The organism is Lysinibacillus sp. Y5S-8 (assembly GCF_036894365.1).
Classification (GTDB): domain Bacteria; phylum Bacillota; class Bacilli; order Bacillales_A; family Planococcaceae; genus Lysinibacillus; species Lysinibacillus fusiformis_D.
Genome location: NZ_CP145889.1, coordinates 2,490,590 through 2,515,541 on the forward strand (window position 1 = coordinate 2,490,590; position 24,952 = coordinate 2,515,541).

General features: G+C 38.7%; 24 protein-coding genes and 1 other annotated feature. Of the genes, 9 read left to right on the forward strand and 15 right to left on the reverse strand.

Annotated elements, in window-relative coordinates:
* Positions 1 to 44: 44 nt before the first annotated feature.
* Positions 45 to 362 carry a hypothetical protein gene (locus V6670_RS12130; protein ID WP_036117662.1) on the forward strand — a complete coding sequence of 106 codons (318 nt, stop codon included), beginning with the start codon at positions 45 to 47 and terminating at the stop codon, positions 360 to 362.
* Between the two features lie 80 nt (positions 363 to 442).
* Here the strand turns inward: V6670_RS12130 and yeiL are convergent, their stop codons facing one another.
* The gene (gene yeiL, locus V6670_RS12135) at positions 443 to 1,105 is read right to left on the reverse strand and encodes a transcriptional regulator YeiL (protein WP_338651252.1); all 663 of its coding nucleotides are present in this window, start codon (positions 1,103 to 1,105) and stop codon (positions 443 to 445) included.
* Between the two features lie 97 nt (positions 1,106 to 1,202).
* Between yeiL and V6670_RS12140 the strand changes: the two genes are divergently transcribed.
* From V6670_RS12140 to V6670_RS12155, 4 genes are all read left to right on the forward strand, one after another.
* The gene (locus V6670_RS12140) at positions 1,203 to 2,354 is read left to right on the forward strand and encodes an MFS transporter (protein ID WP_036117657.1); all 1,152 of its coding nucleotides are present in this window, start codon (positions 1,203 to 1,205) and stop codon (positions 2,352 to 2,354) included.
* A gap of 327 nt (positions 2,355 to 2,681) precedes the next feature.
* Positions 2,682 to 3,062: a hypothetical protein gene (locus V6670_RS12145; RefSeq protein ID WP_141905771.1), complete on the forward strand. Its 381-nt coding sequence runs from the start codon at positions 2,682 to 2,684 to the stop codon at positions 3,060 to 3,062.
* Between the two features lie 24 nt (positions 3,063 to 3,086).
* Positions 3,087 to 3,395 (forward strand): hypothetical protein, encoded by a 309-nt coding sequence (locus tag V6670_RS12150; protein ID WP_141905772.1) that lies wholly within the window; start codon positions 3,087 to 3,089, stop codon positions 3,393 to 3,395.
* 378 nt (positions 3,396 to 3,773) lie between these two features.
* Positions 3,774 to 4,283: a DinB family protein gene (locus tag V6670_RS12155; RefSeq protein WP_338651253.1), complete on the forward strand. Its 510-nt coding sequence runs from the start codon at positions 3,774 to 3,776 to the stop codon at positions 4,281 to 4,283.
* Positions 4,284 to 4,492: 209 nt separating this feature from the next.
* Here V6670_RS12155 and V6670_RS12160 read toward each other — a convergent pair whose 3' ends face one another.
* Positions 4,493 to 4,780, reverse strand: a complete 288-nt coding sequence (locus tag V6670_RS12160; protein ID WP_338651254.1) for a hypothetical protein — start codon at positions 4,778 to 4,780, stop codon at positions 4,493 to 4,495.
* A 156-nt stretch (positions 4,781 to 4,936) separates the two neighbouring features.
* Entirely contained in the window at positions 4,937 to 5,464 is a 528-nt protein-coding gene (locus tag V6670_RS12165; protein ID WP_338651255.1) for a GrpB family protein, read from the reverse strand.
* A 376-nt stretch (positions 5,465 to 5,840) separates the two neighbouring features.
* Here V6670_RS12165 and V6670_RS12170 point away from each other — a divergent pair, with 376 nt between their 5' ends.
* The gene (locus V6670_RS12170) at positions 5,841 to 6,311 is read left to right on the forward strand and encodes a DUF2975 domain-containing protein (RefSeq protein ID WP_141905774.1); all 471 of its coding nucleotides are present in this window, start codon (positions 5,841 to 5,843) and stop codon (positions 6,309 to 6,311) included.
* A 315-nt stretch (positions 6,312 to 6,626) separates the two neighbouring features.
* Here the strand turns inward: V6670_RS12170 and V6670_RS12175 are convergent, their stop codons facing one another.
* Together V6670_RS12175 and V6670_RS12180 are read right to left on the reverse strand one after the other, a co-directional pair.
* Entirely contained in the window at positions 6,627 to 7,811 is a 1,185-nt protein-coding gene (locus V6670_RS12175; RefSeq protein ID WP_338651256.1) for an oxalate decarboxylase family bicupin, read from the reverse strand.
* Between the two features lie 210 nt (positions 7,812 to 8,021).
* On the reverse strand, positions 8,022 to 9,455 hold the full coding sequence (locus V6670_RS12180; protein ID WP_338651257.1) for a PLP-dependent aminotransferase family protein: 1,434 nt from the start codon (positions 9,453 to 9,455) through the stop codon (positions 8,022 to 8,024).
* A gap of 111 nt (positions 9,456 to 9,566) precedes the next feature.
* Between V6670_RS12180 and V6670_RS12185 the strand changes: the two genes are divergently transcribed.
* On the forward strand, positions 9,567 to 10,169 hold the full coding sequence (locus V6670_RS12185; protein ID WP_141905777.1) for a LysE/ArgO family amino acid transporter: 603 nt from the start codon (positions 9,567 to 9,569) through the stop codon (positions 10,167 to 10,169).
* Between the two features lie 745 nt (positions 10,170 to 10,914).
* On the opposite strand, the gene V6670_RS12190 is transcribed toward V6670_RS12185, so the two are convergent.
* The 8 genes from V6670_RS12190 to V6670_RS12225 all read right to left on the reverse strand — a co-directional run bounded on the left by V6670_RS12190 (position 10,915) and on the right by V6670_RS12225 (position 18,624).
* On the reverse strand, positions 10,915 to 12,264 hold the full coding sequence (locus V6670_RS12190) for an IS1182-like element ISBsp5 family transposase (protein WP_338651258.1): 1,350 nt from the start codon (positions 12,262 to 12,264) through the stop codon (positions 10,915 to 10,917).
* Between the two features lie 296 nt (positions 12,265 to 12,560).
* On the reverse strand, positions 12,561 to 15,653 hold the full coding sequence (gene ileS / locus V6670_RS12195; protein WP_338651259.1) for an isoleucine--tRNA ligase: 3,093 nt from the start codon (positions 15,651 to 15,653) through the stop codon (positions 12,561 to 12,563).
* 60 nt (positions 15,654 to 15,713) lie between these two features.
* Positions 15,714 to 15,952: a binding site (T-box leader), on the reverse strand.
* Between the two features lie 59 nt (positions 15,953 to 16,011).
* Positions 16,012 to 16,191 carry a hypothetical protein gene (locus V6670_RS12200; protein WP_338651260.1) on the reverse strand — a complete coding sequence of 60 codons (180 nt, stop codon included), beginning with the start codon at positions 16,189 to 16,191 and terminating at the stop codon, positions 16,012 to 16,014.
* 135 nt (positions 16,192 to 16,326) lie between these two features.
* On the reverse strand, positions 16,327 to 16,509 hold the full coding sequence (locus V6670_RS12205) for a DUF2785 domain-containing protein (RefSeq protein ID WP_338651261.1): 183 nt from the start codon (positions 16,507 to 16,509) through the stop codon (positions 16,327 to 16,329).
* 315 nt (positions 16,510 to 16,824) lie between these two features.
* Positions 16,825 to 17,472, reverse strand: coding sequence for a hypothetical protein (locus tag V6670_RS12210; RefSeq protein WP_338651262.1), 648 nt, complete (start codon positions 17,470 to 17,472; stop codon positions 16,825 to 16,827).
* A gap of 101 nt (positions 17,473 to 17,573) precedes the next feature.
* A complete protein-coding gene (locus tag V6670_RS12215) occupies positions 17,574 to 17,735 on the reverse strand; it encodes a hypothetical protein (protein ID WP_338651263.1) in 162 nt (53 codons plus the stop codon).
* Positions 17,736 to 17,825: 90 nt separating this feature from the next.
* A complete protein-coding gene (locus V6670_RS12220) occupies positions 17,826 to 18,026 on the reverse strand; it encodes a hypothetical protein (RefSeq protein ID WP_338651264.1) in 201 nt (66 codons plus the stop codon).
* Positions 18,027 to 18,180: 154 nt separating this feature from the next.
* On the reverse strand, positions 18,181 to 18,624 hold the full coding sequence (locus V6670_RS12225; RefSeq protein WP_036120896.1) for an Lrp/AsnC family transcriptional regulator: 444 nt from the start codon (positions 18,622 to 18,624) through the stop codon (positions 18,181 to 18,183).
* A gap of 141 nt (positions 18,625 to 18,765) precedes the next feature.
* Between V6670_RS12225 and V6670_RS12230 the strand changes: the two genes are divergently transcribed.
* Positions 18,766 to 19,350: a DJ-1/PfpI family protein gene (locus V6670_RS12230; protein ID WP_036120893.1), complete on the forward strand. Its 585-nt coding sequence runs from the start codon at positions 18,766 to 18,768 to the stop codon at positions 19,348 to 19,350.
* A gap of 270 nt (positions 19,351 to 19,620) precedes the next feature.
* Here V6670_RS12230 and V6670_RS12235 read toward each other — a convergent pair whose 3' ends face one another.
* Both V6670_RS12235 and acnA read right to left on the reverse strand, forming a co-directional pair.
* Positions 19,621 to 21,111: an S-layer homology domain-containing protein gene (locus tag V6670_RS12235; RefSeq protein ID WP_036120890.1), complete on the reverse strand. Its 1,491-nt coding sequence runs from the start codon at positions 21,109 to 21,111 to the stop codon at positions 19,621 to 19,623.
* Positions 21,112 to 21,302: 191 nt separating this feature from the next.
* Entirely contained in the window at positions 21,303 to 24,008 is a 2,706-nt protein-coding gene (gene acnA / locus V6670_RS12240; protein ID WP_036120887.1) for an aconitate hydratase AcnA, read from the reverse strand.
* 672 nt (positions 24,009 to 24,680) lie between these two features.
* On the opposite strand from acnA, the gene V6670_RS12245 reads away from it, so the two are divergent.
* Entirely contained in the window at positions 24,681 to 24,884 is a 204-nt protein-coding gene (locus tag V6670_RS12245; RefSeq protein ID WP_141905649.1) for a hypothetical protein, read from the forward strand.
* Positions 24,885 to 24,952: the final 68 nt, after the last annotated feature.

Consider the following 24,952-nt stretch of genomic DNA (forward strand, 5'->3'; position numbering starts at 1 on the left):
CCAGTCTTGTACAATAAATGTAACGACAAAAGGGGGCATGTTGAATGAAAAGTACTGGTTACTCATCAAGCACGGCATTGGCACAAGGAGAACTACTTGCATTCCATATGACACAAAATAATACGGCGAACAAGCACCTTGAAGCGAAACAAACTGTTCGTAAACCACATGAAAGTCTTTTACCAAACAATCCTTTATGTATCGGTGTTTTACCTTTTGACGTTATGGAAAACACGCTAGACATCACCATCCAAAAAAATAAGGTGCATGAGGTAGACTTCTACCATAGTGGTAAGGACATCGCTCGCTGGTTCATTAAAAAAAGTGAATACAACAAGCCAAACCCAGACTTCTTTATATGAAGTCTGACATGATACTTCGTAAGCATTCTGCTAACTTAATCGAGCGCTTCCTTCTAGCACGATCTCCTGCAAGTCCATCGCTATTGTATCTCCTGAGCCAACTGAGCAAGACGCTTTTCATCAATAATATGGTAGCCTGTCTTACGTTTTTCTAATACCTTCTCTTCACAAAACTGTGCCAATACATATAATAAATGGCGATAAGAAACCCCTAAATACTCACAGATTTCCGTATGCTTTTCCTTATAGACACCTTGATCAGCAGATAATTGAATAAAGGCTGCTAAGCGATTCTCAAACGGATATGCTTGATTTTGTGTATATTTAGATGTCATTTTCGTGGCTTTTTCCCCTAGAAACACACAAAGTCTACGTAAAAACAAGGCATCCACAAGTAACTTTTCCTTACATGCCTGTGTAATGGAGTAACAAATTGTCTTGGTAACAGTTTGTATCCCCTTTGTATACCTCGCCTCATTAAGCAATTCAATTTCCCCCATAAAACGAGGAGCTTCCAAATATTCAATTAGTGAAACTTTGCCATTTTTATGCGTCATATAGAGCTTCGCCTTGCCTTCTATCATGTAATACAATGTATCTGGAAAGGAGCCTTCCTGAAAAATCCACTCTCCTTTGTCAAATTGACACACTTCCAGATAAGGATCAATAGCAAATGAGAAAAAATCATCTATCGGATATTTTTCAAGATATTGGGTACGTGCTTCAGCTGTTAGAATATGCATTTTTTTACTCTCCCCTCTAAAAATATGAGATATCTCACATTATTGTAGCGATGAACATGCTATTATTCAACTTAGTTAATGGAGGTACGGTAATTATATGAACAATCAACGATGGCTTTCTCAGAATTTCTTTACATTTTTCATCACCTGGGGCATTTTCTTACCCTACTGGACAGGTTGGCTTGTAGATGCAAAACATCTGACAGTATCGCAGGCAAGTGTTGTAATGGGCTGTGGGCTACTAGCTCGTGCCACGTCCAATCTTTTCTTCTTTCCAACCCTTGCAAAATATGTACACAATAAACGTCTTATTACGATTTTAGCAGTAGGTGCTCTACTAACTGCATTACTTTATATTCCAAGCACTGGCTTTATCGCATTATTAATCGTGACTATTTTATTTAGTGTCTTTTATCCAGCACTATTACCTGCTGTGGAAAGTAGTGCAGCAACGCTTGTCCAGCACGGCAATATTCACTACGGCAAAAGCCGTTCCTATGGTTCCTTCGGGTTTGTGATTGCTGTATTAATTATTAGTATGCTGACGGGCGTTTTCGGCAAAAACATCATCTTTTGGAGCATGATTATTGGGTTGATTGGCATGTTACTTATGCAGCAATTAGCCACTCCAAAGGAATTACTTGTTGTGCCAACAAAAGAACAACGTGCGAAATCATTATCAATGAAGACTTTATGGACTATCAAGGGCTTCCCGATTGTCTTATTTATCGTAATTTTATTACAGGGTGCACATGCCTCTTATTATAGCTATGGTTATATTTATTTAGAAGACTTACAGGTAGACCCATTCTATATGGGCATGATTATTAACATCGCAGTAATTTGCGAAATCCTATACTTTATGAAGGCCGATACATTATTGACGAAGTGGCGTTCATCGTCATTATTGCTCTTAGCAGCAAGTGGCTCTTCCCTGCGCTGGTTACTTATCTTTATGTTCCCGAATGTCTGGGTATTTATTGCTTCACAAACCTTGCATGCATTATCCTTTGCACTAGCACATTTCGCTTTTATCCGCTACTTAACGAAAGCTCTACCAAAGGAACAAATTCCAAATGCGCAAGGTCTCTATTCCGCATTAGCCATGGGCTTAAGTACAGCAATCCTTACGTTTTTAGGGGGATATTTATACGAAATATCTCCTGGCCTGTCCTTTGCAGCCATGCTTATTTGTACAGTGCCTGCCATCGCTATTTTGCTGCTGACGCGCAAAAAATATCAATATTAACAAACAGCAGGTGAGAATTTCTTTTATTAAAATTATGTGTTTGATTAAAATGTCACACATATTATAGTGGGTAAAAAGAAAAGGATAGATGAACAGGAATTATACCTGCTTACATCTATCCTTTTTGGACAACATATGAACCCATTTACTACTACAGCATCAACCACAATAACACAATAAATAATCATTGGCTTCTTCCATGATCGCGCCAGATTGTGGAAGATCGTTATTGAACTAAAGCACTCCGTTAGTTTAAGTGAATTTTCTCACAAATTTATGATATTATACAGTTGAATAGAAAGACAAATTAGAATTTGGAGGTTCACTATGAAAAATGAAGATAAACAATATGCTTTAACTGTTATTACTAATATATTAAAAGTAATGCACAATAAAGAATATGAAAACATTTTAAATTATGTGGATGAATGTGAAGTGGATGATATTGGTGAGTTATTCTATTATGTTCAAGAAACATTAAACTTAAATGGATTTGATTCATTTGATGAATATGGCGCTCCATGTAATTTCCACCCCAAATACGAATATTCACAAATCAACTTCTATGAATTCAATGATAATAGTGGATTTGCTATTGATTATGCTTTAACTTCAAATTCAAAATTGGCAGATATGTGTTTACAAATGGAGTTTTTATATACGGATGACGGATTAAAAAGTGTTTTTATCACAGTTGACCCACAGTAAAACAATATATTAAAAGGAGAACATATGGAAATATACAATATTAATTTGAATATTCATTATTCTGCTCCACAAGAAGTTTGGGATAAGTTGGAGCGTTTATATAGAGAAATGCCTAACTGGAACAACTTTGTAAACGGCTGTCCACAGTGGTATGGTTCAGATGGTAAATTAATAGAAGTAAGTATTGAATCAAGTGGATTACAATTCTATGCTAAGTTACCATCAGAAGAATGGAATGAATGGATTACAATATTTAAGAATAGAGCTACAAAATTATTGGGATATGAAGTTGGCGAACCAGAAGACGGTTTTGAATTTCACTATTATGATTAACCCTACAAATTCCAAGTTGTCCATAAGCTTAATTTGAAAATACATATGACACTTCGGTGTTTTTTTATATCATCTCCAATTCTTCCAGTCACCTAATTGCTATTCAACTAAATGCATCGTTAGCTTAAGTACATTGTTTCACAAACTCAAATCAAGATTAACATAAAACCCCATTTTTAATTTAGAAGTGTTATTCAATTAAATGGCCCTATTAATGAAAAAGGCACAATTCCTTTTCAAGAATTGCGCCCGATTATTTAATATGTCTTCGAAATAGCGGTAATGAAAATAAATAAATATTATATAAAGGAAATATCCGCTTGAAAGTAGAATATTACCCTACAACCATAATTAACTATTCCGATGAGGAGGATTCATGTGCGTCCACGACCATTATTTATTGAAAATCCAGAGCATGATAGGTATGTTAGTCTTGTGCCAGATGGAGATATTGAAGAAATACTTAATAAGCAACAAGCTAAGACCCTTACCCTCTTAGGCAGCGTATCAGAGGAGTTAGCAAGTAAGACGTACGCACCAGGGAAATGGACTTTAAAAGAAGTGATTGGGCATATGACCGACTCGGAACGTGTGATGTCGTATCGAATACTTGCCATTGCACGAAATGAAATTGCACCACTCCCAGCAATGGATCAGGATCAATACGTTTCTGCGGCAAACTTCAACAAATTATCTTGGGAACAGTTACTAGCTGGTTTAGACACCGTACGCTCCAACACATTAAGCCTGATTTCAATTATTGATGAAGCTGCGTGGGTTCGTAAAGGAACTGTAATGAACAGTCCAGTTTCAGTAGGAACCATTGTATATGGCATTGTCGGGCACGAGTTACACCATATGAAAGTGATTAGCGATAAATACTTATAAATCTCTTTCTATTATTGAAAAAACCTAATTTTTCACTTCATACTGAGAAATTAGGTTTTCTCATAGTTGAACCTTACTTAGCGTTATAAATCCGCATTTTCCTGACGTTATCCCTATTTATACATTATAATTTCTTATTCAATTATATGTCCCTATAATGATCGAGCACTGATCCTTATTACAGAATCGCGCCCGATGGTGGAAGAACTTTATCTACTATATGAAGTCCAAATTCTATACATTTTTTTACAATCTACCTCAATCTTATCTCTATGCATTGTAACATATACATTCATGTATTCCGCCCATTGTGGTATTAGTTCCGTTAAACAATCAATGACCTTTATATCAGGAGTTGCATAACCGATATTTTCTTTTCTCAAAAAGCCATTGGAGAAATCTTGATATAATGAGTCCGTCCATTCATAAACTTCAAACTGAGAATCAAAAATCTGCTCATCTTCTTGATATTGTCCGTTTACCCAGTATATTTCCATAACAATGCCCCCCTAATTAAATGCAGCGTTCCATAACACTTTGTCCTATAAAGACACTTTCCTAGTTTTCCATGAAAACGCCCGATTGCTGAATAGCAAGACGGTGATTTGTCTTTTGCCTGTTAAAGTAAAGCATACCGTTAGCTTAACAAGAAATTATTTCCTTTTCTCATAGATTCCTTTTACGAATTGTTCCTTATAATCTGTGTATTCATTGATCCCACTATTTTTCTCTTCAACAAATTTCATTTTCAGTTCTCTGTACTCTTCCCTTGCTGTTTCGTTTGAATTTAAGTAGTTCCTAAAAAAGATTAAATTTTTCCAGAGTTCTTTGTTGTATTCTACTAAGTGAATAAAGTGTGTCTTTTCCTCGTAATGATCATCATTAAACTTCGCAAGCACAATTTCATTAGGGCGTTCCACTTTGAGCTTTAAAAAACCAACTTCCCTTAGCCCTTGAAATATCGATTTATCAACATTTTCAATATCATCAACACCAACGACTAAATCCAATATTGGTTTGGCAACGATGTTCTTTATGGCTGTGCTACCAATGTGCTCAATTCTATTCTCTTGAATCGGTGTTGCATTTAGAATATCTTGTTTCACCCTAAGAAATTCTTTTTTCCACTCATCACAATGTGCTTCTAACCTTACCTCATCTCGTTTTAACCCTAATCTCATTTAGTCACCTCATTTTCAATATAGTTAACTAATTCGTTCGATGATTTCTTTATCCTTCTTAAACTCAACTGCAGTGTTAGTTTAAATACATTACTTCACAAGCTAAACTGAATTCTAATATAATTTTGCCGAATTTCTTTAACATTTAAATAGCCCTTTAGATGATGAAAGACGCATTCCCAATTTTAACAATTGCACCCTATTATTCAGTTACTTCATCATAAAACTTACCATAACGGAAGTACGATTCACACATGATTATTAAATAATCATTTGAATAACAATAATAATATAATAAAAAACGAAATAAATATATTGATAAACGATAATAAATAGACTAATATCATATTATCATTAAATCGGTGAGGTGCTTCAAATGAATGTTAAACTAAGTTCAACTTTTTTCTTAAAGATCATTGCTTTTCTTATTGGAATTGCGGTACTTGCTGTATGTATCTATTGGTTACCTCAAGCAGCTATACGAGATGCAAAAGTGCGTCCAGGAGATTACTCGATTTATCCATTGTTAATATGTGCCTATGGAGTATGTATTACGTTTTCTGTTGCGTTGTATCAAGCCTATAAACTATTGAGTTATATCAATATGAACAATGCTTTTTCTGAGCTATCCCTTAATTCCTTAAAGATTATAAAAAAATGCGCTTTGACAATTATTTTCTTCATTTTGTTTTTAATAGTTTACTTAAGGGTTTTTGCTATGTTCACGGGTGAAGACGCAGCAGGTCCGATAGCACTTGGTCTAATAGGGATTTTAGTAACAGCTATCATCGCTGCCATTATAGACGTACTTCAAAAACCCATAAAAAATATCCTAGAAAAAATGTAGGTGTTTCATAATAACTACTTTCCCTACTGACTTATGACCCTTAAATGAAAAATGAGCGCCTATTCTTTTTTGAAATAACACCGACACTATAGTAAGTTAGGCGGGCTATGAGGAAATGATTTGTCACCCATTTTTATAAAACTCCCTTCGTTGTTGTAGTAATAAATGAGGTCTACTAAATAAAAAAGTACATCACTACTATATAAGTGATGTACCAACTATCCCATAATGTGTGACATTCAAGATAAGTTACTGTTTTAAAATAAAAACATGCATTCACTTATCTTTAATTTAACAAAGTATTCACCTGTATTCTTATTTTGGATAATACGAAAAACCAGGGTATTTCACCACGGGCCATTTTTCCTTTCTAAGAGCCTGTAGCAACTCAGGGCCAACCTGCAAATTACTTTGCACCAATTCTGTTGGCGTTAAGGCCATCCATTGATTTAAAGATACATCCTGGAATCGGTCACTTTTAAACATTTCTAAAAACCATAATGGCTCTGTGCCAGTATTTTCAACATAATGCCCCGTCGCAAATGGCACATAGCCAACATCACCTGCACGATAATCAAATGTTCGTGCTGTTCCATTCCCTGTGAAGACAGTCATTCGTCCTTTTCCTTGTAGATAATATTGCCATTCATCGTTGTTCGGATGCCAATGTAATTCGCGCATCGCCCCAGGCTCAATTTCCACCAGTGCCGCTGCGATATTTTGGGAAATCGGAAAATTAGTTGAATCCACAATACGCACACTGCCACCAGGTGTTTTCAGTGGTGGCTGTGCTAATAAGCGATGCTTAAAAGTTTGTGGAACCTGCCCATAAGGAGACTCCACTTTTTGTGAATCAATGGGACCAGGAACCTGATCCTGATAAATATACACTTGCTCATTAGGAATATGATCAAAAGCACTAATCGGAACCCCAAAATTGGCAGATAGCACATCCTTCGGGGTATGCGCAAACCAATCTGAAATCGATAATGTATTAAGATCTGAGAAATTGCCATCATCAAACACTAATAAAAATTCACAGCCATCCTCTAACCCCTGAATTGAATGAGGGATGCCAGGTGGAAAATACCATAAATCACCTGGTCCTACATCGGCAATAAAATTACAGCCATTTTGATCGACTGCCGTAATACGAGCATGACCGAGTAGCATATAAGACCACTCCGCCTGCTGATGCCAATGCAGTTCACGCACGCCTCCCGGTGTCAAGCTCATATTTACACCCGCCAATGTCGTAGCAATCGGTAATTCACGAACCGTAATTTCCCGTGACCACCCACCTTGATTTAATGTCATATGCGTGTCTGAAAACGAGAAACGTAGGTTAGGGATCAAACCAGCATCTGTCGTTGGTGGCACCAGCATATCCGGATTTTCTAAATCCCTCATAATATCGCGTGGCCCCTTATCCACCCCTCCAGCTCCATCATTCCGAATCGGCTGAGGCACCTGAAAATAACCCGGCGGCAAATTGTCCAATCGTTCACCTCTTTATCGTAGAAATCAAAATAAAATACTTTCATCCTTCTAAATGTATGGGCACATAGCTTGTACTATTCACTTGCTTTTCTGTTGGGCAGTTAGGTGCATGAGAATGGATATAGGAATGATCACTTTGTTGACCGTTTTGGGCGGGGGCATCACTCCTCTAAACGTAGAGCAAATTCATTCCCATGGAAACATAATCAGTCACTGTAGCAAAGCCTCCACTACACATTCATGCAAGATTTGGAGGCCTTCCTGCAATTCGCCATATGTTGCATAGGCATAAGATAGACGAATATGATGATGATCTTGTGGATCATAAATATAGCCAGGATTGATTAATACTTGTTGCTGCAATAGCTTCATAAAGAATTCTTTGTCTATAAGTGGCTCATGAAACTTGAGCCAAATATAAAAGCCTCCCTTTGGTTTGCTCCAAGTAGCAATGTCTTTAAATTTTCCCTGTAAAATTTGCTCAGTGAAATGGGCTCGATCCTGCAAGTGCTGACGTAAAGATGCAAGATGCGATTCATATTTTCCTGATTGTAGCCAATGTAGGACAATTTCTTGTGAGATAGCACTTGAGCCATAGTCCGTTTGCATTTTTATATCGGCTAGTCGTTCGATGACAGTGGTTGGACCAATTAGCCAGCCAATGCGTAGCCCCGGGCTTAAGGTTTTGGAGACACTCCCAATATAAAGGACTTGTCCGCTGCTATCCATTGCTTTAATGGGAGGGGAGGTCGCTTCAAAAAGTAATTCGTGATAGACATCATCCTCAATAATTGGAATGCGTGATACCTGACAGGCTTCATAGAGCTGCTTTTTTTCCAGAGATGTCCACACTTGGCCCGTTGGATTATGTAAAGTTGGAATAGCGTAAAATACGGCTTGTTTTTTCCGTTTCCTTTGAGACAATGTTTGGGCAAGCTGTTCATCACGGTGAATGCTCATCATTTGCATCCCGACCGATTGAAATGGATGGATAGAATTTAAATAGGAGGTTGGCTCCTGAAATACAATAGACCCTTGTTCTAGTAAACCAACGGCAATTAACTGCAATGCCTGAAGTGCACCTGAGACAATACAGACCTGTTGAGGCTCAGCAACGATGCCTCTTTTTCGTACATAGTCACAGATAGCTGCACGAAGGTGATCATTACCCTGTGGTGAGGAATAGCCCAATGCTTTGGGCTGAAAAGATAGCTCCCTTAGTGAAGCTTCTATGGCCTCTGTGGGCAATAAGCTTGGTGCTAGCTCACCCGTTCCTAAACGAATGACATCCTCACGCTGCTCGTATTCATTAATTAATTGGATAGTGTGATAGTTTGGCTTATGGATACTTGTTTCGATATAGGTTTGCCAATTCGGCTGTGTTTGTTGAATTAATGCATGCCAGGAATTATGCGTAACGTAAACCCCAGAGCCTATCTTTGATTCAAGGAGACCTATTGCTTTTAATTCCTCTAAAGCCTGTTGAACCGTGCTACGATTGACGCCAAGCTGCATGGCTAACTGTCTTTGGGTGGGCAGTTTCGTTCCTGCTGCCCAGTCTCCTCGTTCCACCAGTGCTGTTATCCATTGCACAATTTGCTGTTGTAATGAGGTATCTCTTTGTCTATTTGGCTGCCAGCTCATTTATCCATCACCTTTCCTGCTAGAAAATTGGGTGGATAAAAAACCATCCAATTGGTCGTTTTCTTTTAGTTATACCATATCTAAAATGAGTAGTGAAAGGAGGGATGATTGTTGGAACCTTTTCTTCATGGCATCATTTTAGCATTTGGACTCATTTTACCTTTAGGTGTACAAAATGTTTTTGTTTTTTCTCAAGGTGCTACACAACCCAATTTATTACGCGCCCTGCCAGCAAGTGTGACAGCTGCCATCTGTGATACAATGCTGATTGTGCTTGCAGTATTCGGACTATCCTTAATCGTCCTACAATTTGAGTGGCTACGTATCGCTTTAATGACTGTTGGTATTGTTTTTTTACTTTATATGGGCTATACCATCTGGCGCTCAAATCCGAGCACTACAGAAAAAAGTGAACCACTGCCCATAAAAAAGCAAATTCTCTTTGCCCTCTCTGTGTCGTTACTTAATCCACATGCCATATTAGATACAATTGGCGTCATTGGTACGAGCGCATTAAAATATAGTGGTACAGAGCAAATGATTTTCACGGTAGCCTGCGTGCTAATTTCTTGGCTATGGTTTTTCGGTCTCACGTTGACTGGTGCCTCGTTCAAAAAACTCGATAGCTCTGGTAAGTTGATGGGCATCTTGAATAAATGCTCAGCCATCTTTATTTGGGCAACAGCGTGTTATCTCGCAAGTGGCTTACTGTAGCCTACATAGAAAATGCTCAGGATTCCTCCTGAAGCATTTCATGTTGTTGAAAAAAGATGATGTCAACGGCAGAAAAAGCAAATTTGCAAGGTGAGAGGTTGATTTCCGTTCCGCCAGCGCCCTTTCCAGGGGGCGTCCGATGAGCCGCTTCACTCACTTACGCTCGCTCCAGGGTCTCATCTGTGACGCTAAATCCCCTAGGAGTGACGCTGGCTCCACTCCAATCAACCATTCTGCAAAGTGTCTTTACTTTTTTTCATAGTAGTATAGCGATCAAATCGCCGATTATCTGTATTCTTAGAAGGGATAAACTTTTATTTTCAATATGGAGAAGTGATGCGTGACAACACCTCTTCATAAAAAGTAGTGAACACCTTCACTTTATTTGAAAATTTCGCTAAAAAGATAACACTTTTGTGGGTTGGAGTGGAAGGCTACTTGACTCCCGTGGCATAGCGAGACAGGCGAGCCCCTGCACGGAGCGGTAGCGGAGGAAGCGGCTCGGCGCTCGCCCACAGGAAAGCAAGTAGCCTGCAACGGAAATCCATTTCTCCCTTTCAATTGACTGTTTTGTTTTTCAACACTAAGAAATGCTCAGGAGGAATCCTGAGCATTTCAGACTGTAGACAAAAGCCCATCGAGAAGTTCACTCTCGATGGCTTTTGTCATTTTTCTTTCGCTTTCATTTTCAATATTTAGTAAATCACTGCCGATTCCAACATACTCTTCGAGCATAGTTGCTCTCTTAAGCTACTTGCCACGTCCAAGTAGCCAGTTTCTTTAAATTCATGGCAGCAAAAGTAAGCATCGCCTGCATGGACAATTTTTTCAGACCTCTTAAGGTTGTCCATCGCATACCATGCTTTTCTTTTGCATCGGCAAAGACACGCTCAATCGTTTCTTTGCGCTTTGCATAAATCTGTTTGATGTCATAGGAATGGCGTAAATGTTCAGCTTCCTCCACATATGACTCCCAAATATGGCGTTGAATGAGTTTTTGATGATGCTTACTTTCTGTACATTGGGAAAGGCTTGGACACTTCGCACAAATCAAAGGATTCGATTTATATTGGCGATATCCTTCCTTCGTCGTTGTCGCATACTTCAATATCTGCCCTTGTGGGCAAAGATAACAATTATAGTGCTCGTCATATGTATACTCGTGCTTTCGGAAGAATCCATCTTTCGTTTTAGGACGTGTATACGGAAGAACAGGCAACATTTGATTCTCTAACAAAAAGTTCGTAATCGCTGGTGTTTTATAGGCTGCATCTGCCGCAACAGCTAATGGTTTTTGAACGTTTTGAATGACCCTTTCAACAAGTGGCTGTAATACATGGCTATCGTGCACATTTCCCGGAGTCACAATGGCACCTAAGATAAAGCCCTTTTCATCTGTCGCTGCATGAAAGGAATACGCAAACTGCTTCGTACGTTCATCCTTCACGTAATAGCCACTTTCAGGATCTGTCGTGCTTTCCTTTATTTCTTTCCATTCTTCTTTTTCAAATTTCTCCGGAGGAAAGGGCTTTTTTCCGTGTTCCTCACGATCCATATTTAACTCTAATTGAAGCTTCTCTTCATAAGCCCGTGTTTCTTTTCGCACGACCTTTTTATCATACTTCCGTTTATTCGCACTCGCTTTCACATGCGTAGAATCAATAAATAGATGGTCTGCATGGAGGAGTCCTTGATGCATAATCTCTTTTAAAATACGATAGAATATCTGTTCAAATATATCGGTGTCTTGAAAGCGGCGGGCATAATTTTTACCGAAGGTAGAGAAATGCGGGACTTCTGTATGGAAGCCAAATCCTAAAAACCAACGATACGCCATATTCGTTTCAATTTCTTTGATCGTTTGACGCATGGAGCGAATGCCAAAAACATATTGAATAAACGTCATTTTGAAGAGAACGACAGGATCAATACTAGGACGCCCATTAGGTGAATAGAGATGTTCTACTAAAGGATAGATAAATGAAAAATCAATAGCAGCCTCTAGTTTTCGCACTAAATGATCGTTGGGAACTAATTGATCAATCGTTAACATTTCTAATTGTTCACGTTCATTGGTATGATTTTTCGTCATCATGGTTGATCACCTCAAAAGTTTACTTTTTATCAATAGATGAATAAGGAGCTCTTTATGTAGAAGTTGATTGGAACGAAGGGCGGCGACTCCTGCGGGAAAAGCGGGAAAGTCGAGATCCTGGACTGAGCGAAGCGAGGGAAGCAGCTCGACCCCGCCCGCGGAAAGCGTCCGCCCGTAGTGGAAATCAACGGCTTTACTTTATTTTATTGTAAAAGAAAAAAGACTGTAGGCAAACTCAAAATTCATCGAGTTTGTCTACAGTCTGAAATGCTCAGGAGGAATCCTGAGCATTTCTTTTAGAGTGAGACAAATACTGTGAGCTTTTCATTAAACAATGTTGTTTCAACGGATTTCGCTTTAGACCACGCTTCACCATAATGAATAGTCTTGACTAATACATTCGCTTGTAATAATGCTTCATGCTCTCGGATGATAGAAAGTACCTTTGTACTGCCATTAAAGGCAATCGACACATATTGGGCCACTGGTAGCTGCCAATTTTTCCTTGCGTCTTGAATTGTGCGAATTAATTCTCGCATTTGCCCTTCTTGTAGCAAGCTCTCTGTTAGTTGAACATTCATCAATACACGGCATGTGCTATCCTCGGCTAACATATAATGCTCCTTCACAACCGCTTCAGCAACAACATGGGCTGCTAATAATGTTAGCTGTTGTCCTTCCATCTCAAAATTAATCGAACCATTATGCTGAAGCTTTTGCTTTTCTTCATTCGTTAATGCCATCACATATTCTTTTACTTGATTAACCTTTGCACCAAATGCTGCTCCAGCAGTTTTAAAATTCAGCTTATATTGGATGCTTTCATAGGCTGAAAAATCATGCGCCCACCTACAGGCTTTGATGTTTAACTCATCTTGAATGAGCTCACTATAGACTTGAAAATCCATCAGGTCTCCTTTTACGGCAACAATGAGTTCACTTAAAGGTTGCTTAACCTTCATTCCCTGACTATTGCGAATGCTGCGTCCAAGTTCCACTACTGTTAAAACCATTGCCATTTCTTGTTCAAGCTTGACATCCACTAATTGTTCGTCACATGCTGGGTAGTTCTCCAGATGAACACTTTTCCCACATAATTGACGGTAGATGTCTTCAGCAATAAATGGCGTAAACGGTGCTACTAATTGACAAATAGATGTAAGCACTTCATAAAGCGTACTAAATGCACCTCGTTTATCTGCTGTCAGTCCATTTGCCCAAAATCTAGCTCGTGAACGGCGAATATACCAATTGCTTAACTCCTCTACTAACTGAGCAATTTCTCGTGTAGCCTGTGTAAATTGATAATCATCCATGAACGTTGTGACAAGTTGGATAGTGTGATGGAGACGAGACAAAATCCAATGATCTAGAGGTGATCGACTACCTTTATTTGTCGCATCATACGTAAAGCCATCGATATGGGCATACATTGCATAAAATTTAAACGTATTGTCAAGTGTATCCACTAGTTTCGATTTCGCATCTAAGATAATTTTCTTAGAAAAACGCTTCGGATTCCAAGGGGAGCTGTCGACTAAAAATGCCCACCGTAAAGCATCCGCTCCATATTGCTCGATTAATTCAACAGGCTCTAAAGCATTACCTTTACTTTTTGACATCTTCTGCCCATGCTCATCTAAGACATGCCCTAACGATAGAACATTTTTATAAGGTGGCTTGCCTGTAAATAACGTCGATACCGCTAATAAGCTATAGAAAAAGCCTCGTGTTTGGTCGATTCCCTCAATGACGACATCTGCAGGGAACTGCTGACGAAAAGTCGTGACATCTTCAAAAGGATAATGCTGCTGGGCAAATGGCATCGAGCCACTGTCAAACCAAACATCGATAACTTCTGGCGTCCGCTTCATGTCTCCTTGACAGACAGGACATGTACAGACAATGTCATCAATAAATGGTTTATGAAGCTCTAAATTTTCATCGAAAGCCCCTTTAGCTAATTTTCTTAATGCTGCAACACTACTTGGAGCCACCTCATGAGCACACTCCCGACAAACCCAGACATTCAATGGTGTACCCCAGTAACGATTACGGCTAATATTCCAATCCACTAAATTTTCTAGGAAGTTGCCAAATCGACCGTCCTTAATATGACCTGGATACCATGTCACTGGCTGATTATTTTGTAAAAGCTGCTCCTTTAATGCTGACATCTTGATAAACCAGCTATCTGTTGCGTAGTACAGCAAAGGTGAATCACAGCGCCAGCAATGTGGGTAGCTATGCTCATATTTCTCTTTAGCAAATAGAAGTTTTTTTGCCGCTAGCATTTTAATGATATCAACATCACAATCTTTTACAAAGCGTCCGACAAGCTCAGACACAGCTTCTGTATAACAGCCTTTTAAATCAACTACATTGACAAAGGACAAACCATTGTGCTGCACTGTTTTATAATCGTCCTCTCCATAGGCTGGAGCAATGTGCACAATACCTGTTCCGCTATGCTCCGTCACGTAATCCGCCATGACGACAACATGCCCTTTTTCAACCGTTACATAAGAAAATGGTGGTTGATAGGAAACACCCGCAAACTCTTGCCCATCATGCTCACTTAGTACTTCGATAGGCTCTGTAAAAACCTTTTCTACCAGTGATTTAGCGAGGATGTATATGTTATTCTCGTGCTTTACACGTACATATTGAAGAGATGGATTCATAGCCAAGGCTACATTAGCAGGTAATGTCCAAGGCGTCGTTGTCCAGCCTAAGAAATATTCGTCGCGATCCCGAAGCTTAAACATCGCTGTAACGGATAAGTCTTTGACATCCTTATACCCCTGTGCTACCTCATGTGAACTTAAGGATGTTTGGCAGCTAGGGCAATAAGGTGAAACACGATGCCCTTTATATAAAAGTTGTTCCTTGTGTACATGGCTTAAAATATGCCACACAGATTCGATATAATCATTGCTTAGTGTCAGATAAGGATTATCCATATCAAGCCAGTAGCCAAGCTGCTCGGTAAAGGTACGCCATTTTTGCTCATAGGTAAAAACGCTCTTTTTACATGCCTGAATAAATCGCTCTACCCCGTAATTCTCAATTTCCTGCTTCCCAGAGATGCCTAATGCCTTTTCTACTCCTAATTCCACAGGCAATCCATGTGTATCCCAGCCTGCTTTTCGTTCAACGAGATAGCCTTGCATCGTTTTATAGCGTGCCACAACATCTTTAATTGTTCTGCCAAAAGCATGACCAACATGTGGTAAACCATTCGCTGTTGGCGGTCCCTCGTAAAATACAAAGGGCTGCTGTCCAGCACGATTGTTGATGGACTTTGCAAAGGTTCCTTCTTGCGCCCACAACGCACGAATCCTTGTTTCTCGTTCAACCATTGTTTCCTTCTTTTGTTCTTGCTGCATATGAGTTCCTCCTATACAATCCATTTTGTATAAAAGGCATACAAAAAACCCCGTCCCAAGAAAAGGGACGGGGTTAACCGCGAATACCACCCTAATTCTATTGACACAATGGTCAATAGCGCTCAGCAACGTACAATCATACGTGTTCTTTTTAACGGTAGACACCCGGATTGGCTTACTCTATTCAGCCAATCTTCTCAGAGAGGATTTTCATGTAACACCTGCACACCGACTTCCACCAAATGTCGGCTCTCTGTAGAACAAAATGAAACACTACTCTTTCTCATCAACGAATTTGTATGCTTTTATTGTCACTCATCGTAACAAATTACCAATTGTCTGTCAACAGTGGACAACTTTAAAAAATTTCGTTGAGACAAGTGGCAATACTTTGATGGAGAGTCATATATTGAGATTGTTGATTGGTTTGAATAAAAAAGCCCTTCAGCAATATTTTTACATTAAATAGCCCGATATAAAAGTTTGCTTCATCCAATTGCCCCTTTAATGTGGCTACTGTTGACAGTGTTTGCTGCAATATTTGGATGATTTCATTTTTCCAACATAGCGAAAATCGGGACTAACAACCTTTCCTCCTCATCATAAATAAATACATAAGCAAGTTGTAAATAGAAAGACCAAAGTGCATGCAACATAAGCTGTTCTATACATTTTAGGGTTTTTCAATGGCATCTGATACATGTGCCACACTATACGCCCATCCCTTGCCAGGCACATAGCCTCTTACATCCTTTTCAGATGATATGTAAGTTCGTAACTTCGTTTGACAAGCCTCTATGCTATCCTTAGATAAAAAATATCTGTGTAGATTCCTAGCTAAAATAAGTGCGAGCAATAAGATTGTAAACGAGTGAGTAAAAACCCAATTAGATTCCTTTGAATAATAAATGGTTTAAGCTGTAATCCCAAAGTTCAATTAAGCAACGATGATCCAGCAAGTTTTTTCTAAAACCCATTCATAAAAGCAGCCCTAAATCCATGTATCTCTTAGCTCACTATCAGTAGAACCGATATGTGCTAGCATGGCATGCAAAAGCTGCTGTTGATGCTCTTGCTCCAAGTAGCCTGACCCTTTTTCAATGCCATTAATCTAGCCTTTAATTCATCTTCCTTCAATACATCTTGTATTAGCTGGCTGATTCCACTTTGCTTATTCATTGTGATACTCCGTGCTACTTTCTCGGTATAGCCCATCCAGCTTCCATCCATCATAAAAACGGACATAGGTCAATTCCTTTTGCCAATTATCTAGGTGCACAACCACCTTGCTGCTCCAGGGTAAAGTAGCAGCATAAACCTGACCCCTGCGTACCTCTGCTATGTCATCCGCTACACCAAGAAGTGTGGAAGGTGCATTCGCATTATACATTAAATAATGCTGTCGATCTGAACTGATCTCAAGTTCTTCCATGACCTCCTGATGAAAAACAATCACTTGCTTATTTTCTTGATAAAGTGAATAGACGAGAGCTCCCCCAAATAGCACCATCAATGAAGCCACAATGAGTACATGCTTTTTCTTCAATCCTATGTAAAACGCCCATTGCTTTTCCTTATTGTATAAATGAATATATATTGCTAGACTTATTGGCCATAAAAATAATAACTGCCAACAAAGGACAACCCAAAAAATCTCGCCATCCGAGACAAAATATCGAATGACATTGTAATTCAACAACCATAAAGGCATCGACCACCGCCATAGGGATTCTTCCTGCGGTATACTTTTTAAATAAATCAGTAGAAGAGGTAAGCTTAGGAAAAAGGCTGTCGCATTATCTAATAGTGCAAATACCAATACAACACCTCCTACGTAGAAAAATGTTACAACTATTGTATTTTAATCCAATCGTACAGAAAAGGCTAGACATTCTAAAACGTTGAATATCTAGCTTCCTTTTATTGATGTTCCTCCACTATTTTCATCTCTACGATATCTTTAAAATCGATGAGAGATTGAGAGCCATTGTTCCCAATCACCTGGCTATCATTGTACTTTGATAGCGTTTTTGGGACATCCACTAGAGGAAACCATGTACCATTGCTATGTTTTTGCACCAATTCATCTACAGATAATTGTATTCATCACAGATATTTTTTCAAAAATGACCTCACGCTGCTTGAATGGGAGTGCTAGAATCACATTTTCAATCAAAATGCGTTCGTCTTGCTGTACAAGCATATCCTTCTAGTGGTAGTTTGCTTTGTAAAAAGCTTCTGTTGTACTTGAATTTTGCAATAGGTCCAACTGCGTAAATCTTTGCCTCGATGCTTCGATAAATAAGCCTTTAGCTCGCCACGTTTTTCATAGTTTTGTTGGTTATCATAAAATTTAATAAAGACATCCTGCACGATATCTTCTGCACTTTGTCAATCTCTTACATAGTAAAAGGCAAGACGAATAAGCCTCTCTGTATGCTGTTCCATGATTCTTTCTAGTTCGTAAATGAGCCCTCTCTTTCCTATAAACGGTGCTCATAGCTTCGAGGTTTGCTTTTTTTGTCATTTATTCTAAATCATTGTCAGCAAACGGGCTAATGACTTTTTTTTCCGTTGAAGATAACACGATATTGGTAGAAGGTGTACCATAGGGCATAGCTGCATCAATAAACTGCTCTAATGTTTCTACTGAATAAGTCGCTAGTTTGACAATATAGCTAATTTCCCCCGCCACTCGATAGCACGCCAAGACATCAGGATGAGCCTTACAAAATGCAGAGAGGCTTTTACAATCAATGGATTTAAATAAAATAATGGCCTCAATAGTGCGCTCCATCTTTTTCAAATTCACCCTTGCATGATACCCTTCAATCACACCCTGTTCCTCCAGCTTTTTGACACGTTCAATAACAGCGGGAGAAGATAAATGAACAATTGCTGCTAATTCCTTCATCGAGATTTTTGCATTGTGCTGTAATTGCTGTAATATTTGTATATCAATTTGATCCATGGTCTTTCACCTTTCTAAATCAATTATTTTTTCTATAATACCTTTTCAAATAAAGTTTTTTATCCAAAATACATTATACAGCTTCTGTTAACATTCAGCTCTTTTGATTACAATAAAAGCAATAAAGGAGGCAGAATCAATATGAAAAAAATATTATTACTTTTAGCAAATGGCTTCGAGGCCGTGGAAGCCAGTGTTTTTACAGATGTGCTTGGCTGGAATAAATGGGAAGGCGATGAATCAACAGAAGTCATTACAGTCGGGTTACATAAACAATTGCAATGTACATGGAATTTTAGCGTCATTCCTGAAAAATTGCTGCATGAAATTGATTTAAAGGATTTTGATGCTTTAGCAATCCCAGGAGGCTTTGAGGAAGCAGGCTTTTACGAAGATGCCTTTAGTGAGGAATTTCAAACAGTTGTGCGTCATTTTGATGAACAGAAAAAGCCTATTGCAACAATCTGTGTAGCCTCCCTAATATTAGGGCATAGCGGTATTCTACAAAATAAGAAGGCGACAACTTATAATCATCCAACAAGTAAACGATTAGAGCAGCTTCAATCCTATGGTGCAAATGTTGCTAATGAACGAATTGTCTACACAGAACACATTATTACATCTTCGAACCCAGGCACTGCATTCGATGTCGCATTTGGCTTACTTGAAATGCTAACATCACCTGATAATACATTGAAAGTAAAGGATTTAATGGGCTTTAAATAATTTTATAAAGCTGTCCAAAAGAGTTCATTTTGGACAGCTTCATTATGTTCATTTGTTTTCTGATATTGATTGTAATAACTTCACCCTTAATTCTTTACTTCTTGAAACTAATGAAATAGTTCTGATTAAGGATCAATATATAGGTGTCAATCACGAACCGCTAAGGCACTGACTACCAGTTTTGAGTTAGTAAACATCGTTTAAACATGATTTAAAAAGCAGGCTTACACCAAATATTATGATGTAACCCTACTTTTTACTTTATTGCTATTATTTTTCTAATGGTGCTGTTTCTGATGTGTTAAAATCCATTTCCTTCGCGTTGTCTAGCACATCTTTTGGAATCGTAATCGTTGTTACCGCATTGAAATCATGATATTTAATTGTAGTTTGCTGTCTTGTTTTGATCGAATTGCCTTCCACTTTCATCTTTAAGGTCATATCCATAGCAATTTCTTCTACATCAAATGTTTCTTTATTAATCAATAATTTATATGTGAGACTATCAAAGGACATGTTACCTAATTGTGCCTCTAGATCGGCATCCATTCCTAAATTCATTGCGCCAAGCTGCTGCTTCACTAGCTCTGTGAATTTATCCCCAGCACCCTTTAGTGTTAATTCATAACGATTTGCTGTTTCAACTAATGTGAAATCTTCAGCAAATGCTTGTAGCATCTCCAATTGTTCCGTTGCATCTGGCTGTATCCCTGTTTGGCTAAGTACATCCTCAAATAATTGTTTCGGGAACTTTATCCAAGCCTTTTGCTCTGCCTCATACATATACATACCATCTTTAGCCGTCATATACATTTTAATCGGCAAATTAATCGCTTCACCACTTGTTGGATCTGTTAGCGACATTGTACCATCAGCAAAGAATTGCATCGGCTCTGTAACAATTTCCATCTTCATGTTGCCTTTAGAATCCATTTTCATGGTTTCCTTGCCATCGTTTGCCTCCACTGACTGAGAGATGGTCATGGTAGCCTTCATGCTTTTTAGCTCTTTTTGCTTGGCTACTGTTTTAGTAAATACTTCCTCTAACAAAGCACTATTTTTTGTTGTAGTAGACTGTTCTTCCTTTACCTGCTCCCCTTTAGGGTCTTCCCCTTTTTCTTCCGGTATAGGCTGTGTATCCACAGGTAAGTCTAATGCGTTGACGATAAATGTTGCTAACTGACCACGCGTAACATTTTTATCTACACCAAATTCTGTGGCAGAAACCCCCTTCGCAACGCCTGCCTCATACAGTGCTGTTACTGCCTCTGCAAATGGACTATTTTGCTGTACATCAGTAAATGGGCTTTTGCCTTTCGCTGTTAAACCTGCTGCCTCTGCTACCATTATCGCCATTTGACCACGTGTAATCGTGTCATCTGGACGGAATGTATCATCCTCATAGCCTTGTACAACCCCAAGATTTACTAGTGTAACTATCGCCTTATAGTATGGGCTAGATGAGTCAACATCCTTGAAATTCGGATTTTCTACAGTCAAATCCGTTGTTGTTAATTGAAAAGCACTTGCTATCATCTTTGCCGCCTGTCCACGTGTTACGTCCTGTGAGGGCTTAAATGTACCATCTGGAAAACCATGAATAATATCTGCTGCATGTAATGTGGAAATACCGTTAAAATATGCATGATCTTCGCTCACATCTGAAAATGGACTAGCAGCCGAAACAGGTACTACTGCAACAGCTGTAACCGCCATTGCAGCTGTTGCCGCCGTATAAAGCTTATGTTTTTTCTTTGTCATAATCAATCGTCCCCCCATTTATGTAAAATGTAATGCTTACATATTAATTTTATCTAAAGATTTGGGAAAATGCTAGGTTAGTTGGAAATTAAAATATAATTATCCAATATATCCGTCATTTGGTTCGATCTAATTTTTATCCTCCATATAAAAAAACCGACCTCCTAAGAGATCGGTTTTTATGATGATGATTACTCAGCAGCTTTTGCGCGTAGAACCATTTGTAGGATACCACCGTGACGGTAGTAGTCTACTTCTACTTCTGAGTCGAAACGAGCTAAAGCTTGGAAAGTTTTAACTGTGCCGTCTTCAGATTTAGCAGTTACTGTTAAGATTTCACGTGGTTTTACGTTGTCAGTAATGTTAACAGAGATTTCTTCTTTACCAGTTAAGCCTAGTGTCTCAGCAGATTCACCTGGCATAAATTGAAGTGGAAGAACACCCATCATTACTAAGTTAGAACGGTGGATACGCTCGTAAGACTGTGCGATAACAGTTTTCACGCCAAGTAGGAATGTACCTTTCGCAGCCCAGTCACGAGAAGAACCCATACCGTAGTCGTTACCAGCAAGTACAACTAAACCAGTACCTTGCTCTTGGTATTTCATACATGCGTCATAGATATACTCTACTTCGCCTGTTGGCCAGTAAGTAGTGAATCCACCTTCTGTACCAGGAGCAACTTGGTTACGGATACGGATATTTGCAAATGTACCACGCATCATTACTTCGTGGTTACCACGACGAGAACCGTAAGAGTTGAAGTCACGGATTGCAACACCGTTTTCAATTAAATATTTACCTGCAGGTGTATCTTTACCGATTGCACCAGCTGGAGAAATATGGTCAGTTGTGATTGAGTCACCGAACTTCGCCATAATGCGTAAGCCGTCTAAGCCTTGGATTGCTTCTGGCTCTTTTGCAAGACCTTGGAAGAATGGTGGGTTTTGGATGTAAGTTGATTTGTCATCAAATGTGTATAGAGACTCAGTTGATGTTTCAATTGCATTCCATTTTTCGTTCGCTGTGAATACTGTTTCGTATTCTTTTTGGAATAACTCACGGTTAACAACAGTACTTAATACTGCATTAACTTCTTCTGTTGATGGCCAAATATCCGCGAAGAATACTTCATTACCATCTTTGTCTTTACCGAATGAATCTTTTTGTAGATCGATATCCACTGTACCAGCAAGTGCATAAGCAACAACAAGTGGTGGAGAAGCTAAGTAGTTAGCTTTTACAAGTGGGTGTACACGGCCTTCAAAGTTACGGTTACCAGAAAGTACAGAAGTTACGAATAAGTCATTTGCTTTAATTGCATCTTCGATTTCAGGAAGTAATGGGCCTGAGTTACCGATACATGTTGTACAACCATAACCTACAGTGTTGAAACCGATTGTATCAAGGTACGTTTGTAAACCTGAATCTTCAAGGTAACCAGTTACAACTTTAGAACCTGGTGCTAAAGAAGTTTTTACCCATTTAGGCACTGTTAGACCTTTTTCTACAGCTTTTTTCGCCACTAGGCCCGCAGCAATTAATACGTATGGGTTAGATGTATTTGTACAAGAAGTGATCGCTGCAATTGCAACAGCACCTGTTGGAATTTCTACATCGCCTTCAGCGAATTTCGCTACAGAAGTTTTTGCGAATTCATCTTCTGTTAAACCGAAACCTTGTGTACCTTGTGGTGCCACCACTGCTTCTTTGTAACGAGAACGCATTTGAGATAGTGGAATTAAGTCTTGTGGACGTTTTGGACCAGAAAGGTTTGGTTCGATTTCAGCTAAGTTTACTTCTAAAACATCAGTGTAAACTGGCTCTAATGCTGGATCGAAGAACATGTGGTTTGCTTTAAGGTAAGCTTCAACAACCGCGATGTGCTCTTCGTCACGACCAGTTAAACGCATGTAGTTTAATGATTCTTCGTCGATTGCGAAGTAACCACATGTAGCACCATATTCAGGAGCCATGTTTGAGATTGTCGCACGGTCAGCTAGTGGTAATTTAGATACGCCAGGTCCGAAGAACTCAACGAATTTACCAACTACGCCACGTTGACGTAATACTTGTGTTACTTTTAATGCTAAGTCAGTAGCAGTTGTTCCGTTTGGAAGATCGCCAACTAATTTAACACCGATAACTTCTGGAATTGGGAAGTATGAAGGCTGACCAAGCATACCTGCTTCAGCTTCAATACCACCTACGCCCCATCCAAGAACGCCGATACCGTTGATCATTGTTGTATGAGAGTCAGTACCTACTACTGAATCTGGAAAAGTTTCGAATGTGCCGTCAGCATTTTCGTTTACGTGTACAACTGGAGCTAGGTACTCTAAGTTTACTTGGTGAACGATACCTGTTGCTGGTGGTACAGCACGGAAGTTATTGTAAGCAGTTTGAGCCCATTTTAAGAAGTTATAACGCTCAGCGTTACGTTCAAACTCAAGGTCCATGTTTGCTTGCAGTGCAGATGCATTACCGTATTTGTCAACTTGTACTGAGTGGTCAATTACAAGGTCAACTGGAATAGCAGGGTTGATTTTGCTTGGGTCGCCGCCCATTTCCTTCATTGCAGAACGAAGTGATGCAAGGTCAACAACTACTGGTACACCAGTAAAGTCTTGTAATACAACGCGAGATGGTTTGAATGGTACTTCTGCTTCAGGGTCAGCACCATTGCCCCATTTTGCTAATTCGTTTACATGTTCTTCTTTAATTACATACGCATCATATTGACGTAAAACAGATTCTAATAACACTTTAATTGAGTAAGGAAGGTTTGAAACTTTTGCAACGCCAGCTTTTTCAATCGCAGCTAAGTCATAGTAATTGTAAGTTTTACCATTCACTTCGAATGATGCACGGCTGTTGTGTAAATTACCTTGTGCCATTTGCGGATCCCCCTAAATATATCTTTTTGAAAAGGCTTTAAAAATGTGTAGCATCTTTTCTCCAATACCCATGATAGCGCATTTATATTCATAAGTAAATTACATTAATATTATCTTTTTTGATAAGCATAACTTATGACCTTGGTTTCTACCCTGCTGTTTTTAATTTTTTGATATGCATAATATCAAGGGTTTGTATTAATGTGGGTTTCTATACCTATCTAACGAAGCATATCTAAATGTATTTAACTGTGGTACAGATTGCGGTACACGAACTTTTTGTAAAAAGTGTACCGCAGGAATAAATAGTAAATAAAAATTCATCTGGACACGTATGAGTAGTAGAAAAAATCAATACAACAACTTTTACTTTTAGATTATTAACTTCTTTATAATTAAACATTAAAGAAATGATGCAACTATTTTAATAACTATATAATATACATATACACATATGACAATACCTTACAATTTGTTTCTTCTTGGATAATCAGTTCTGCTTAAAAATTAGCGGTTTAATAAAAAACAAACCAGGTGCACATTTGAGCGTCTGGTACCATTCATATGATTAACCAACAGTTTTTCAACTTGTGTTTTTTAAATGTAAATTGCGGAAAAAATTTAGGTACTTCTTTTTAAAGATCATCGTACTATATTAAAGCGGAGGATTTAATGAAGAAAAATCCGCAGACTGAGGCAAATAAACGTTGGCAAGCGAAAAATAAAGAACGTGCTAAATATCTTAGTGCACGATCTGGAGCACGTAGCTTTATAAGAAACCACACCTTAGAGGAAGATTTAGACGAGCTCATGGAATTAATGTTAGAACGTAAACAAGTATTATTAGAAATGAAAATAAACCAAGATGGCATGTAGCTGTCTTGGTTTATTTATTTTGGTTTGTATTTTATTAAGTAATTAATTTGTGGAAATAAAAAAAGCCT

Coding starts and splice junctions, on each gene's coding strand:
- V6670_RS12235 (WP_036120890.1), bottom strand. CDS start 21,111: ATGACAAAGAAAAAACATAAGCTTTATACGGCGGCAACAGCTGCAATG.
- V6670_RS12170 (WP_141905774.1), top strand. CDS start 5,841: ATGAATGTTAAACTAAGTTCAACTTTTTTCTTAAAGATCATTGCTTTT.
- V6670_RS12245 (WP_141905649.1), top strand. CDS start 24,681: ATGAAGAAAAATCCGCAGACTGAGGCAAATAAACGTTGGCAAGCGAAA.
- V6670_RS12145 (WP_141905771.1), top strand. CDS start 2,682: ATGAAAAATGAAGATAAACAATATGCTTTAACTGTTATTACTAATATA.
- V6670_RS12130 (WP_036117662.1), top strand. CDS start 45: ATGAAAAGTACTGGTTACTCATCAAGCACGGCATTGGCACAAGGAGAA.
- V6670_RS12225 (WP_036120896.1), bottom strand. CDS start 18,624: ATGGATCAAATTGATATACAAATATTACAGCAATTACAGCACAATGCA.
- ileS (WP_338651259.1), bottom strand. CDS start 15,653: ATGCAGCAAGAACAAAAGAAGGAAACAATGGTTGAACGAGAAACAAGG.
- V6670_RS12160 (WP_338651254.1), bottom strand. CDS start 4,780: ATGGAAATATACTGGGTAAACGGACAATATCAAGAAGATGAGCAGATT.
- V6670_RS12190 (WP_338651258.1), bottom strand. CDS start 12,264: ATGATGACGAAAAATCATACCAATGAACGTGAACAATTAGAAATGTTA.
- V6670_RS12140 (WP_036117657.1), top strand. CDS start 1,203: ATGAACAATCAACGATGGCTTTCTCAGAATTTCTTTACATTTTTCATC.
- V6670_RS12180 (WP_338651257.1), bottom strand. CDS start 9,455: ATGAGCTGGCAGCCAAATAGACAAAGAGATACCTCATTACAACAGCAA.
- V6670_RS12230 (WP_036120893.1), top strand. CDS start 18,766: ATGAAAAAAATATTATTACTTTTAGCAAATGGCTTCGAGGCCGTGGAA.
- yeiL (WP_338651252.1), bottom strand. CDS start 1,105: ATGCATATTCTAACAGCTGAAGCACGTACCCAATATCTTGAAAAATAT.
- V6670_RS12150 (WP_141905772.1), top strand. CDS start 3,087: ATGGAAATATACAATATTAATTTGAATATTCATTATTCTGCTCCACAA.
- V6670_RS12165 (WP_338651255.1), bottom strand. CDS start 5,464: ATGAGATTAGGGTTAAAACGAGATGAGGTAAGGTTAGAAGCACATTGT.
- acnA (WP_036120887.1), bottom strand. CDS start 24,008: ATGGCACAAGGTAATTTACACAACAGCCGTGCATCATTCGAAGTGAAT.